General features: G+C 47.7%; 12 protein-coding genes. 2 read left to right on the forward strand and 10 right to left on the reverse strand.

The window, feature by feature from the left end; translation table 11 throughout:
• Nucleotides 1-33 precede the first annotated feature (33 nt).
• The 4 genes from RCO25_RS03125 to RCO25_RS03140 form a co-directional block, all read right to left on the reverse strand.
• Nucleotides 34-672 (reverse strand): hypothetical protein, encoded by a 639-nt coding sequence (locus RCO25_RS03125; RefSeq protein ID WP_308994674.1) that lies wholly within the window; start codon nt 670-672, stop codon nt 34-36.
• Nucleotides 673-814: 142 nt separating this feature from the next.
• On the reverse strand, nt 815-1,249 hold the full coding sequence (locus RCO25_RS03130) for a CoA-binding protein (protein WP_308994736.1): 435 nt from the start codon (nt 1,247-1,249) through the stop codon (nt 815-817).
• Nucleotides 1,250-1,302: 53 nt separating this feature from the next.
• Nucleotides 1,303-2,598, reverse strand: coding sequence for a 3-phosphoshikimate 1-carboxyvinyltransferase (gene aroA, locus RCO25_RS03135; protein ID WP_308994675.1), 1,296 nt, complete (start codon nt 2,596-2,598; stop codon nt 1,303-1,305).
• A 78-nt stretch (nt 2,599-2,676) separates the two neighbouring features.
• Nucleotides 2,677-3,201 carry a shikimate kinase gene (locus RCO25_RS03140; RefSeq protein WP_308994676.1) on the reverse strand — a complete coding sequence of 175 codons (525 nt, stop codon included), beginning with the start codon at nt 3,199-3,201 and terminating at the stop codon, nt 2,677-2,679.
• A 145-nt stretch (nt 3,202-3,346) separates the two neighbouring features.
• Here RCO25_RS03140 and RCO25_RS03145 point away from each other — a divergent pair, with 145 nt between their 5' ends.
• Complete coding sequence (locus RCO25_RS03145; protein ID WP_308994677.1) at nt 3,347-3,670, forward strand: hypothetical protein; 324 nt, start codon at nt 3,347-3,349, stop codon at nt 3,668-3,670.
• Between the two features lie 12 nt (nt 3,671-3,682).
• On the opposite strand, the gene gndA is transcribed toward RCO25_RS03145, so the two are convergent.
• The 6 genes from gndA to RCO25_RS03175 all read right to left on the reverse strand — a co-directional run bounded on the left by gndA (nt 3,683) and on the right by RCO25_RS03175 (nt 11,574).
• The gene (gene gndA, locus RCO25_RS03150; protein ID WP_308994678.1) at nt 3,683-5,095 is read right to left on the reverse strand and encodes an NADP-dependent phosphogluconate dehydrogenase; all 1,413 of its coding nucleotides are present in this window, start codon (nt 5,093-5,095) and stop codon (nt 3,683-3,685) included.
• A gap of 295 nt (nt 5,096-5,390) precedes the next feature.
• Nucleotides 5,391-5,987 carry a hypothetical protein gene (locus tag RCO25_RS03155; protein WP_308994679.1) on the reverse strand — a complete coding sequence of 199 codons (597 nt, stop codon included), beginning with the start codon at nt 5,985-5,987 and terminating at the stop codon, nt 5,391-5,393.
• 225 nt (nt 5,988-6,212) lie between these two features.
• Nucleotides 6,213-7,934, reverse strand: a complete 1,722-nt coding sequence (locus tag RCO25_RS03160) for a proline--tRNA ligase (RefSeq protein WP_308994680.1) — start codon at nt 7,932-7,934, stop codon at nt 6,213-6,215.
• A 366-nt stretch (nt 7,935-8,300) separates the two neighbouring features.
• Entirely contained in the window at nt 8,301-9,452 is a 1,152-nt protein-coding gene (locus RCO25_RS03165) for an ABC transporter permease (RefSeq protein ID WP_308994681.1), read from the reverse strand.
• The gene (locus RCO25_RS03170; protein WP_308994682.1) at nt 9,445-10,617 is read right to left on the reverse strand and encodes an ABC transporter permease; all 1,173 of its coding nucleotides are present in this window, start codon (nt 10,615-10,617) and stop codon (nt 9,445-9,447) included. The genes RCO25_RS03165 and RCO25_RS03170 overlap by 8 nt, the downstream gene beginning before the upstream one ends.
• 12 nt (nt 10,618-10,629) lie before the next feature.
• Nucleotides 10,630-11,574 carry an ABC transporter ATP-binding protein gene (locus RCO25_RS03175; RefSeq protein WP_308994683.1) on the reverse strand — a complete coding sequence of 315 codons (945 nt, stop codon included), beginning with the start codon at nt 11,572-11,574 and terminating at the stop codon, nt 10,630-10,632.
• A gap of 220 nt (nt 11,575-11,794) precedes the next feature.
• Here RCO25_RS03175 and RCO25_RS03180 point away from each other — a divergent pair, with 220 nt between their 5' ends.
• Complete coding sequence (locus RCO25_RS03180; RefSeq protein ID WP_308994684.1) at nt 11,795-12,925, forward strand: sensor histidine kinase; 1,131 nt, start codon at nt 11,795-11,797, stop codon at nt 12,923-12,925.
• The last annotated feature ends 8 nt before the right edge of the window (nt 12,926-12,933 follow it).

Consider the following 12,933-nt stretch of genomic DNA (forward strand, 5'->3'; position numbering starts at 1 on the left):
TGATGATTCTTTTCTAATTATTCTAAAACGATGTTATCGCATACCGCCTGAATAAGGGGAATTCGCGCCACTCGTCGACTGCCAACCTACATGTGAAATAACCGGACCCGATTGCTGATAGGCATTAGTAGCTTCATATACAGGATGGAGCGATGTGTTCGAATGTGCAGATGTCATACCGTATCCGCTATGTGCATTCGACTGCGGATAGCCGCCATAACTTGCGTTTGAGAAATGCGAATTTTGTGCTCCGTAATTCATACCAGAATTTTGGTTAAAGGATTGCTGGTATGATTGCTGGTTTTCTGGACCAGCTTGATACCCTACATGTGCGATAACTGGACCCACGTTGCCAAATGCCGATGCTGGCGATTGGGCGTAGCTCTGTACGGGTTGATGCGAGATGAATGAATTATTCGTTCCTACCGGATTAGTCATATTCGTATAGCCCATCGGTGCGTAATGCTGCACGCCTTGGTTATACGAGTTAGACGCTTGATAACCGCCTGGCACATTCGAAACGATGGAATTCGTTTGTCTGCCGAACGTCGGTTGGCTGAGCTGTCCTTGATAGTGAGATTGCACGTTGCCGGTTGGCTCAAAATGCGTGCTTTGGTTTAGGAAGCTCTGTTGGCCTTGGTAATTACCCGGTTGTTGCGAAAATTGATTCACGTCGTGTCCTCCTTGGATTACAATCATAAAGTCTTCAAGCAAATGCCGTTTGCCCCGCTTTCGTTGATCATGCGAAAGGCAAGTGAGGCACTCGCTTATGAAGCCTTCTTATTGTGTAGGAGAGCCCTCTTTTTTATAACAGTTATGTTTTGGATTTTCCACCAGGAAGTAGGATGGAATCTTCAACCTTGATACAACGGTCCATAATGACCTCAAGACCGCCAGCAGCTGCAATAGCTGCCGCTTCCTCATTCGAGATACCGAGCTGCAGCCAAAGTGTTTTGGCGCCAATCGCAACCGCCTCCTCCGCTACCGGAGGGGTATGCTCGCTTCTGCGGAAAACATTGACAATATCTACAGGTACGGGAATATCTTTAAGCGAAGCGTAGCTTTTTTGTCCCAATATCGTATCGGCGTTAGGATTGACGGGAATAATCGTATAGCCCTTCGCCTGCATGGCTTCGGATACCATATAAGACACGCGATCCGGCTTGTCGGATAAACCAACAACGGCGACCGTCATGCTTTTCTCTAGAATACCCTTAATTTGCTCGCGCGTAGGATTCTCAAAAACCATCATAACACCTCAATTCTTCATGATATGAACAGAACTTAAGCGTCTCCGTCCGTTTAACCTTCAATCCATTCTACGTTTGCACCCAGTGCTTTCAAATGATCGAAATAAATCGGATACGACTTCGCAACATGATGGGCATCACGTATGCGGATCGGCTGCTTCGCACGCAAACCAACAACCGATAATGCCATAATGACACGATGATCGAAATGGGCATTAATCTCGACGCCGCCTTCCACGCCTTCCGGCCGACCGTGCACAATGATTTCCGCTTGGCGTTCTTCAACATTTGCTCCTGCTTTTCGCAGCTCGTTCAAATAATCGGTAATGCGGTCGCATTCTTTATAGCGCAAATTTTCTACGTTATAGAAGCGTGAAGTCCCCTCGGCAAAAACAGCCGCAGCAACCATGGCCAGAACCGCGTCCGTTGCGTGGTCACCATCAAACTCAACAGCTTTCAGCTTCCCGTTGCCTTTTACATGAACGATCCCTTTCTCATGCGTGAGAGGAACCTCCATCATCTTCAGTACATCAACTACCGCACGTTCACCTTGCTTGCTTTTCTCTTCCAGGCGATGCACGATCACATCCGACTCTGTCACCGCTGCTGCCGCAAGAATTGCCGCGGAGCCTGGGTAGTCACCTTGTACGGAATACGTTTTTGCTTCATAGCTTTGGCCGCCAGGAATGCGGAAACGCATATAATCCTCGTCGGCATGGATGATAATACCCGCTTGTTCCAGCACCTCAAGTGTTTGACCAACGACAACCTTTGATTTTAAATCATGCAGCACTTCGATTTCGCTATCTTCCTCTAATAGAGGCGTCAGAAACAATAGCGCGCTCAGAAACTGCGAGCTGATGTTGCCAGATACTTGAATTTTCCCGCCTTTTGGAGCACCGCCTTGAATGCGGATAGGAAGCTTCCCTTCATTATGCTCAATGGAGACGCCCATTGCAGTTAACGATTCGATCAAATCGCTATGCGGCCGTTTGCCGAGCGAATCCGGATAACGGTTAATGAAGGTAACGTCTGGACATAGCGCAGCTATAGCCATCAAAAAACGCAATACAGCGCCGGCATTCCCTACATCAAGCTGTTCAACCGGTTTCGGATGACGGCCAAAGCCTGTGATGATGATTTTCTCCTCATCTTCTTCCACCGTAGCACCCAAATCTCGGATGCAACGGCGCATAGCGTCGCTATCTTCGCTATGAGCAGGATAATAAATCGTGCTCGTACCTTCTGCAAGTGCTGCTACCAGCAGGTAGCGGGTCGTGTAGTTTTTTGAAGAAAGCGCTTGAAGTTCACCTTCAAGTCTTGGCGTTGGTGTTACTAAAACGTCCATAGTTCGTATGATCTCCCTTTACAATAATATATACACCCCAATCGGCAGCCAGGCCTATTGAAATGATGTTCAATTACGTTATTGCTTCTTGGTCCATTGTTCCAAAATCGTTGCAACGACCTCTTCGGCAGACATACTCGTCGTATCAATCGTAAGATGCGCAAAATCGTAAGCATGCTTACGCTGCTCGAGCAGCATGTTCACTCGCTCTTCCGCGTCGCCCTGCAGCAGGGGACGGGCATTATCCGTCTTCACTCTTGCCATTATTTGCTCGGGACTTGCTTTCAGCGCGACGACATAACCCTTGTTTAGCATCAGCTCACGGTTTGCGCTGCTTAGCACAGCGCCTCCCCCCGTAGCAACTACGCAGGAATCTTCGCTTGCCAAAATCATATCCAGTACTTTGGTTTCGATTTTCCGAAAGCTTGCTTCCCCTTCGGTTGCGAAAATATTAGAAATCAGCTTATTTTCAAGCCTTTCGATTTCCTCGTCACCGTCGACTCGTTTCCAGCCCAGCTCCTCTGCGAGCAGCCTGCTGACGGTTGATTTGCCGGTTCCCATAAACCCAATCAACACTAATTTATTACATGGTTGCCTTTCCATCGTTACCGTTTCACCCTTTTCATTCTTCCTAATCCATTTTTTCTACAACATCATATCATTTTTTTATTATTCAAGGGTATAAAAAAGTTGTATATGTCGTATGGATGATAATGATGTTTAAACAAGGATAGGAGTGACGTTAGCGATGACCAGAGATCTTCATTTGCAAAGTCCCCACCCCACTCAAATGCGAATCAATCGCATTCTCGATCCTGCTCATCCCCTTTGCCGCGAGGATGTCATATGGGTGCTTGAGTTTATTAAAAAAAAGGTGGCTGACGAAGATCCAGCCTTAATGGATCTTTCGCAGCCACGCTTAATGCAAAACTTTCTGTTCTTTGCCGAAGCGGCCATGTCACTCATTCATCGAAGACATTACTCCGACCAAGAGGCAGATCGTCTGCGGAATTGGCTGCGCCTGGCAACCTTCGGATTAATTACGGACAATCCCCCCGAGACGAATCAATAATGGCTTTTGAAATTAAGATTGCATCCAGTTGAAGTGGAAGCTGCCTTCTTTGTCCAAACGCTTGAACGTATGAGCACCGAAGTAGTCACGTTGCGCTTGAAGCAAGTTTGCAGGCAAACGCTCCGTGCGGTAGCTATCGAAATAAGCAATAGCGCTTGAGAACGCCGGTACCGGTACGCCGTTTGTTACTGCAGCTGCGATAACTTCACGCCATGCGCCTTGGTAAGTTTCAACGATGTTTTGGAAATAAGAATCAAGCAACAAGTTGCGCAGATTCGGATCACGGTCGTAAGCGTCTTTGATGTTTTGCAGGAAGCGAGCACGGATAATGCAGCCGCCGCGGAAAATCATAGCGATTTCGCCGTAGTTAAGATCCCAGTTATATTCTTCAGAAGCTGCACGCATTTGAGCGAAGCCTTGAGCGTACGAGCATATTTTGCTTGCAAACAAAGCTTTGCGTACGGACTCGATAAATGCTGCTCTGTCGCCAGTGAAAGGTGTTTTTGCAGGGCCGTTAAGCACTTTGCTTGCCACAACGCGTTCTTCCTTCATAGCGGACAAGAAGCGAGTGAATACGGATTCCGTAATGATGGAAAGAGGTACGCCAAGATCAAGCGAGCTTTGGCTAGTCCATTTTCCAGTACCCTTTTGACCAGCGGAATCCAAGATTACGTCTACCATTGGCTTGCCAGTCTCAGGATCGTATTTCGAGAAGATATCTCTTGTGATCTCGATCAGGTAGCTATCTAGTTCCCCTTTGTTCCACTCGGAGAAAATCTCGTGAAGCTCTTCCGCACTAACGTCAAGAACGTTTTTGAGCAGGTCATAAGCTTCGCAAATCAGCTGCATGTCGCCGTACTCGATTCCGTTATGTACCATCTTCACGTAGTGGCCTGCACCGTCTGGTCCGATATATGTGCAGCAAGCGTCATCTCCGACTTTAGCGGAAATCGCAGTAAGGATCGGTTCAACAAGCTCATAAGCGGATTTTTGGCCGCCAGGCATGATGGAAGGTCCTTTCAAAGCGCCCTCTTCGCCGCCGGAAACGCCAGTCCCGATGAAACGGAAGCCTTTAGCTTCAAGATCTTTGCTGCGGCGAACGGTATCAGGGAAATAAGCGTTACCGCCATCGATGATAATATCGCCCTCAGCCAAATGCGGAACGAGGGAATCGATTGTTGCATCCGTACCTGCTCCAGCTTGTACCATGATCAAAATTTTGCGAGGAACTTCCAACGATTGAACAAACTCTTCAATTGTATAAGTAGGGACAAGATTTTTCCCTGCTGCTTCTTGAACGAGATCATCTGTCTTCTCGCGGGAGCGGTTGAACACCGATACCGTGAAGCCTCTGCTCTCAATGTTAAGGGCAAGGTTCTTACCCATTACGGCCAATCCAATTACACCAATTTGCTGTTTTGACATCTGGTTCTTCCATCCTTCATCATCTATTTTGGGTCACAATAGTTTTATTTTACTCTTTTTATTCCAAGAAGAAAACTGCCTAACCGTAAAAATGTCGGAATAACGGCATCAGATTTATTGACCGATTTAAAAAGTTTATCTTATATATGCCTAAATACCTCACATTTATTATGAGAATATACAAATTGTTTCCTGCTCATGAACAACCTGAAAAAACATAAAAACGATCAATGGCTGATTGAAACCGCAGCAATTGATCGTTTTTAGGTTTTCATATCGGGATCGCCAACTATCATCAGAGTTCCAGTTGCAACATTTCCGAGCGAAGTGCCATCAATCGCTCTTTTGACTCAGAAACCGCTTCCTCATCCGTGCCCTGCAGCGCGTCAAACAGCATCGACAACTCGTAATCAAGCTCATAGCGCAGCACGATGGCTCTTTCTTCTGCGCGCTTGGATTGAAAAGCTCTGATCATTTCTTCTATTGTAACGAAAGGCTTCTTCTGATAAATAATCCGATGTTCCATACCGGACACCTCCACGAGTCGTATAATCTCACCGAACATAATACTCTCAATGACGATTTGACGATCTTTAATGCGCTTTACAACCGCATGTCCACGTGTGTCATTAATCAGCTTTTCAATCAACTCTGACAACTTCTCGTCTTTAATGATGTAATCTCCGACAATTTTGTAACGGTTCTTCATGCGCTGGAATTGAAGCTTAACGAGCTTGCGGCCAGTACGGATCGATACAAGGAACTGTCCCTCCGTCTCACTCCAATACAAGGAATAACCCTCTTGAATAAGATCGCGGATGAGATTTTGGATTTGCCGGCGGTCAAATCGCAGCTCCAAATTGCAATATTCGACTTCATGGCTTTTGTTCACGGCAATCCCTCCCTTACCTCAGTTTAGTTGACGAAATGTTCTGATAATTTGTTCTTACTTTTATCTTATACTCCATCCTATGTTCTGGCAACTTGGATTATTGACTAATTTTACGCTGAAAGCCGACTTTCATAAAAAAAGGGCGCGGCCGCCTCCAAATGAAGACAGCTCGTTCCCTTTTTGCGGCATTATTCCATAGGCAGACGCGGAAAATCAGAAATACTTTTAATATTCTGATCCGAGTGCGAAAGAAATAGCTTCTTCCAAACCACACTTTTGAATTTCGCCGGCCTTTCTTACCTTTAATTCTACGGCTCCTTCGGCAGCATGTTTGCCTACAACGATACGAAGCGGTATTCCGATTAAATCGGAATCCTTGAATTTAACGCCAGGCCTCTCGTCACGATCATCCAGCAGCGTATCCACTCCACCTTCGTTAAGCCTAGCCGTAATATGCATTGCCAAATCCATCTGCACGGGATCTTTCACCGAAACGGGCACGACATGTACCTGGTACGGCGCGATTGACCTTGGCCATACGATTCCGTTGCCATCGCTATGCTGCTCTAATACGGCAGACAACAGCCTGGATACGCCAATGCCGTAACAGCCCATAATAAATGGCTGCATTGATCCCGAGGCATTCAAATATTTGGCTTGCAATGATTCGCTGTATTTGGTGCCAAGCTTGAACACATGTCCGACCTCAATCCCCCGGTACAATGTCAAACTCCCCTCCGCGCAGCGCGGGCAGCAGTCTCCCGCTTCAGCGTTACGGTAATCACCGGCTAATGCCTCTGCCAAATGAACATCCGGTTTCACATTGCCAAGGTGGAAATCTTTTTCGTTAGCTCCTGCAATACCGCTGTCCATTGCAAGAACCGCAAAGTCAGCGAGCATTGGAATCTGAAGTCCGATCGGTCCCGCGAAGCCGGCAGGCGCGCCAGTCACTAGCTCCGTTGTTGCTTGGTCCGCCAGTTCAAGATGCGAGGCAGACAGCTTGTTCTTCACTTTTATTTCATTAACCTCATGATCTCCACGAATGATGATGGCTATAGGCTTGCCATCGGCTAAGTAAATCATAGTTTTGATGAAAGAATCCGCTCCGAGCCCAAATTCATCGGTTAGCTGCTCGATCTTTTTGATATCCGGAGTATGATGCCGCTCAAGCTGAGCGCTGAGCTCTTTCTCCCCTTTTGCTTGCTCGCGAACAAGCTGCTTTTTTGTTCCATACTCCGCTTTCTCTAGGTTAGCCGCGTAGCTGCAAGCACTGCATACCGCAATCGTGTCTTCACCAATATCCGCGAGTGCCATAAATTCATGCGTTCCGCCTTCGCCTCCGATTGAACCGGCATCGGCTTCTACGGAACGGAAATATAACCCGCAGCGCGTGAAAATACGGTGATAAGCTTCATACATGCTCGTATAGCTTCGATGAAGCCCTTCCCAATCCGCGTCAAAGGAGTAGGCGTCCTTCATCAGAAACTCTCTGCCGCGCAATAGGCCGAAGCGCGGCCGCTTCTCATCACGGAATTTCGTTTGAATTTGGTACAGCGTCATCGGAAGCTGCCGGTAAGAGCTCACCTCGCTGCGGACCAATGCCGTAATAACTTCCTCGTGAGTCGGTCCTAATGTAAATTCCCGCTCATGGCGGTCTCGCAGTCGCATGAGCTCAGGCCCGTAAATCTCATAGCGGCCGGATTGCTGCCATAGCTCAGCCGGCTGCATCGCGGGCATAAGAATCTCTTGCGCACCGGCGAGATCCATTTCCTCCCGGACAATTTGCTCAAGCTTTCTTAATACACGGCGGCCTAACGGCAAATAAGTATAAATACCAGCCGCAAGCTGTCTGATTAATCCTGCGCGCAGCATCAATTGATGGCTGATTGCTTCCGCATCGGACGGCGCTTCACGCAGGGTTGGCATTAATAATTGGCTCTGTCTCATTTTTGATAACCCTCCCATGTTAAATTCCCATTTTTTCGAAAACAAAAAGAACGCATTCGTAAGGGACGAATGCGTTCGTGGTACCACCCTAATATAGCCGCAGCAAACATAGAGCAGCTCTCAATCGATAACGGAAATAATTCCCGGCAGCAGCACGGCCAATAATTTACTGCTGCAGCTCACAAGGTAGGGTTTAATCAATCGTTCATAGAAGCCTTGCAGCCAGTGGGCTTCCTCTCTGAAATAAACGTTGGCTGATTAACATAGCCTTGATCTACGCTGATAAGATGTCATTAAGTTTTGACAAATTTACATTAAAACGCATTCGAAGTCAAGACTATTTTCATAAAAGAATACGAACGGTTATCAACTGGTTCGATTCGGTCTAAGCACAACGGAACCAAAGGCAAGCAATACGGCAGCGAACAAGAGCAGGATACATAGCTGCAAGCTGATGTCGCTAAAGCTGCCTCCGCCGCCCAAACGGTCAATCGCCATAATTGCCCATTTTTGAGGAGTGAAATTAGCGAGCTTTTGCATGAAATCCGGCAGAATCGAAAGCGGGAAAAAACAGCCGCTGATCATGCAGGACGGCGTAATCACCAAGTTGTTGATTTGGGAAAGCTGCGTGCTGTTTCGTACTAAGCCGGCTATTGCAGAAGCCACTCCCACTGCTGCGAGCAGGAAAAATTCCAGCACGAGCAGCATGGCTCCAAACGGTATGCCATGCGAATAACCGAAGACGAAATACAATAAACTTAATACAATCACAAGCTGTATGGTGCCTACCAGCATGCTGCCCATAAAGTTGCCAAACGCAATATCCATTGATCGAAGCGGAGCGGTAAACATTCTGGCCATCGTTCGCTGCTCCCGATCCTCCATTACAAAACCGATGGATTGGCTGACAAGAAGCATAAGAAACATCAAGATAAGGCCGATCATCATCGGGTTGGAAACGATATGACCAAGCTGCATTTCAGCATTTTCCGCAACAATCATTGGCGCTGCTTGTGCTTCAAGCAGGGCTTCCAGCTTTGCCAAATCAGCACCCGCTTCGCTACCTGCACTGCTTACAAGACCAACAGATGCGAAAAGCCGATCTGATTCTGTTGCCAGCATTGCTGCAAGTGAAGCATTCCACAGCTGCTTATTCATTTGGTAGAGTGACGCCTTAGCGTGAATGCCCTCTAGCATTTTCGCCGTAAAATCGGGTGGAATATAGATTGCTGCGTCTGCTTTCCCGTCGATGACAAGATTTTTAAGCTCCTGCTCGGAATTCGATACGTTTAGAATTTCATAAAGGGATTCCTTTTCTATCGCGGAAGCTAAATAGGCGGCTAATATTCCCGTATCCGTATTATTTACGGCAATCACGGCTTTGTTTCCTTCTAAGCTTGCAAACAATCCAACCATAATCGATAAAATAATAGCCGGAATCAGGACGTTCATGATCAGTCCGCGACGTGACCCCATCGTTCTGCGTATGAGCTGCGCTGCTATATGCAAGCTAGGCATGCTGCTTCACCACCTTAGGCAGTCTTATGACCGCAATTATTGTAAGCGCGAGTGCGATCAGTGTGAGAATTCCGATTCCGTGCCAAACGTCCGAGTCGTTGGTTTCGCTCATGATGGCACGAAGACTGATGTTAGCCCAATGATTAATCGTTAATTTATTAGCCCCGCCGACCAATTTCTCGACACCGGTCATCATGCCTCCGCTGAGAAATGTCATGCTGAATACGACGATGGTAAATAAGGTTTGCGTCGTTTTTCTTGTACGGGCTATTGATGCGATCGTAATGGCTAGACCTGCGCCAGCCGCTGTCGTAAGCAAACAAATTAACGAAATGGCACCAAATTGCCCGCCCCAATCAACACCGTAAAAATAAGTTGTAAACACTACAATGACAACCGCTTGCAGCGCAGCAAGCATAACAGCGCCAACGATGATGCCAAACACGATCACCCGGAATGAATGCGGGATGGCGTACAAGCGGTGAAGCGTACCGTTCTCTTTCTGGGTCAGCAATGCAATGGCTGCCGTCATGCCCCCATAAAGCAGAAACATAATGAGGTACGCTGCCGAATAATATTGGATGGCAGAAGTCTCGCCAAAAAATTGGCTGTCACCCATTCCAAGATTATGAATGTCTATCGGTGATTCCGATGCGGCAGCTGATTGGCCGCTCTGCACGCCTGCTCCAGCAGCCGCCGCCTCGTCAAGCGTCTTCGTGGCTGCAATTTCCATATTCACGCTAGACATATAACGATCGACAAACGCATCCGCTGCTATATTTTTCTCTTCGTAACGCCCGCTGTAGGTGAACCATTTAGAAGCGTCTCCCGCCAGCACTTGCTTGGAGAAGTAGTCAGGAATATATACGCCGTAATCCGCCAGGCCTTCTCGCACCCAGTCCTTTACTTCGCTTTCCGATTCCGCTTGAAGAACCTTAACATAGTGCCGATTGGCTTCATCGTTCCAAAATGAATCAATGCTTGCCTTCAACTCTCCTTGGTCCTCGTTGAAATAAGCAACTTTGGCAGGCTTAATCTCGGTATCGAACGCGCTGCCGAGCAGCAAAATCAATAGCAATGGCAATCCGATCAATATAATTAGAACGGAACGCATCCTGCTGTATTTAATCAATTCATAATAAGCAGTCGTCCACCAAACTCTCATCGAAAGCTCCTCCTATTCGTCACGCAAATTGCGTCCGGTCATTTGCAGAAAGAGCGATTCGAGATTCGGCTCCACCCGTGTCAGCTTGCGAAGATTAATGCTGTGCTTCTGGATGATAAACAATAAATCTTGGAGAATGGACGGCGATTCCTTTACCGACACTTCAAGCGTCTTACCGTTATCCCGCTCATCCAGATGCTGCACGCCCGGATGCCCTGACATCTCATCCCGTGCTGGTCTCGGCAGCCCGTCAATTTCAAAAATAAGCTTCTCATCCTGTCCAACCTGGCGTTTTAATTCATCCTTCGTGCCGTATGCAATAAGCTTGCCTTGATCGAGGATACCGATTCTGGTGCATATCGCCTCCGCCTCTTCCATGTAGTGGCTTGTATAAATCACGGTTGAGCCAAGTTTATTTAAAGCTCTTACCGATTCTAAAATGTGATTTCTGGATTGCGGGTCAATGCCCACAGTCGGCTCATCCATAATAATCAGCTTTGGCCGGTGCATGATGGCGCATGCGATATTGAGCCGTCTCTTCATGCCGCCGGAAAACGTCGATGGCTTATCCTTAGCCTTATCCAGCAGCCCGACAAATTGCAGCGCTTCATCTACTCGATCGCGAAGCATCGAGCCTCGGAGGCCATACAGCTTCGCAAAAAAAGTTACGTTTTCCCTTGCAGTTAACGTTTCGTAGATCGCGAGCTCCTGCGGCACCAGCCCAATCCTTTTCTTTACTTCGAGCGGCTGCTTCCGTATGGAGAAGCCGTCAACCAAAATGTCGCCGCCGCTTGGATCCAGCAACCCCGACAGCATATGAATGGTTGTGCTTTTTCCTGCGCCGTTTGGACCCAGCAAACCGAAAATTTCTCCTTCGCCGATATTAAAAGTAAGGTGGTTAACGGTTAACGTTGTATCATATTTCTTAACAACCTCGCGAAATGCAACTAGACTCATCCATCCTCATCCTCCTGGTTTGTTTCTGATAAACCTATTGTAAACCAGGGCAATCTTGGAAACAGGTCAAATAAGTCACCTTCTGGAGGTGACAAAAGTCATCTCTTTAAATGACCGGGCTGAAAGCGTGAAGGTTATATGAAAACCTTCCTCTCTAGTCGTTCGTCAATCAGAGATTGTGCTATAATGAAGCAAATTCAGCTGCGGGAGCTATTTCGATATGAATATACTGCTGTATCGGATTCGAGCCTTACTGGTAGCGGTACCTTCCGTTATTAGTATCGTGAACGTCAGCCCTAGCTTCTATGCCCTCTATACGGCCTCTGTCCTGCTTGCGCTTCTGCTGATAAAGACTAGCTCGTTATTTCCTAAATATCGCAATCTATTGCTGGTTGCCGAGCTTATCAGCTTCGCCTGGTTTTCCTATACCTATGGGGGATTCCTGTTTCTCTTGCTGTTCTCCACTCTCATTGCCTCTTTCCGCGGCAGACCTGACCGAACGCGAAGTGTCCTATGGTCTGCTATAGGGTTAATGGCATTAATCGCTGGATTGCAAAACAATGATCATCATCTGCTCCTGACTGCGGCTGTACTGTGGGTCATGACAGCAGCAATACTCTACGCTACTAATGAATATGAGGAAAAGCATCATCACATAGAGGACTTGTACGAAGCGCTAGCCGCCAGTCATGCCGAGCTCGATGCCGCGAGAATCCGAATGCAGGAATATGCCCTGCAGGTTGAGTATCAAGCCCAGATTGAAGAGCGCAACCGGATCGCCAAAGATATCCACGATGATCTGGGGCACCGGCTGATTCGCGTCAAAATGATGTCGGAAGCCGCTCTGCATTTATTTAATGCGGACACCGTCAGGGCACGCGGCACAGTCGAGCAAATACGCGATCAACTGCAGGACAGCATGGAGCTAATGCGCCGTACTGTTAGGAGATTGGCAGCGGACGGTGAAAAGGATGTCAGACGGTATGCGCTCGATCGACTCGTGGAAGAGTCGGCAGCTGGCCTCGGGATAACGGTCAGCTTCCAAGTAACCGGCAACCCTAGACCGCTTTATCCGAGTATGGAGCTCATCCTGTTCAAAAATGCCCAAGAAGCCATCACGAATGCCGTTCGTCACGGAAAAGCGACGTCTGTTACGGTAGACCTTGACTTCCTTGCTTCAAGCGTTGCCCTTACGATAGCGAATAACGGCAGCCTGCCGGAAGAGCCGATAGAAGCCGGGCTTGGCATGCGAGGCATGAGAGAGAGGATGGCATTGATCGGCGGCCGAGTGGAATGGAAAAAGTCTGATCGGTTCTCTATCACGACGACGCTTCCGCTGCTTGGCGGATAACGGAATTT

This window comes from Paenibacillus sp. LHD-38 (genome assembly GCF_031157315.1).
Taxonomy (GTDB): domain Bacteria; phylum Bacillota; class Bacilli; order Paenibacillales; family Paenibacillaceae; genus Pristimantibacillus.

What these genes read in the sequence shown, in the direction of transcription:
- RCO25_RS03160 (WP_308994680.1), bottom strand. Translation starts at nt 7,934, where the DNA reads ATGAGACAGAGCCAATTATTAATGCCAACCCTGCGTGAAGCGCCGTCC.
- RCO25_RS03170 (WP_308994682.1), bottom strand. Translation starts at nt 10,617, where the DNA reads ATGAGAGTTTGGTGGACGACTGCTTATTATGAATTGATTAAATACAGC.
- RCO25_RS03180 (WP_308994684.1), top strand. Translation starts at nt 11,795, where the DNA reads ATGAATATACTGCTGTATCGGATTCGAGCCTTACTGGTAGCGGTACCT.
- RCO25_RS03130 (WP_308994736.1), bottom strand. Translation starts at nt 1,249, where the DNA reads ATGGTTTTTGAGAATCCTACGCGCGAGCAAATTAAGGGTATTCTAGAG.
- aroA (WP_308994675.1), bottom strand. Translation starts at nt 2,598, where the DNA reads ATGGACGTTTTAGTAACACCAACGCCAAGACTTGAAGGTGAACTTCAA.
- RCO25_RS03145 (WP_308994677.1), top strand. Translation starts at nt 3,347, where the DNA reads ATGACCAGAGATCTTCATTTGCAAAGTCCCCACCCCACTCAAATGCGA.
- RCO25_RS03140 (WP_308994676.1), bottom strand. Translation starts at nt 3,201, where the DNA reads ATGGAAAGGCAACCATGTAATAAATTAGTGTTGATTGGGTTTATGGGA.
- gndA (WP_308994678.1), bottom strand. Translation starts at nt 5,095, where the DNA reads ATGTCAAAACAGCAAATTGGTGTAATTGGATTGGCCGTAATGGGTAAG.
- RCO25_RS03175 (WP_308994683.1), bottom strand. Translation starts at nt 11,574, where the DNA reads ATGAGTCTAGTTGCATTTCGCGAGGTTGTTAAGAAATATGATACAACG.
- RCO25_RS03165 (WP_308994681.1), bottom strand. Translation starts at nt 9,452, where the DNA reads ATGCCTAGCTTGCATATAGCAGCGCAGCTCATACGCAGAACGATGGGG.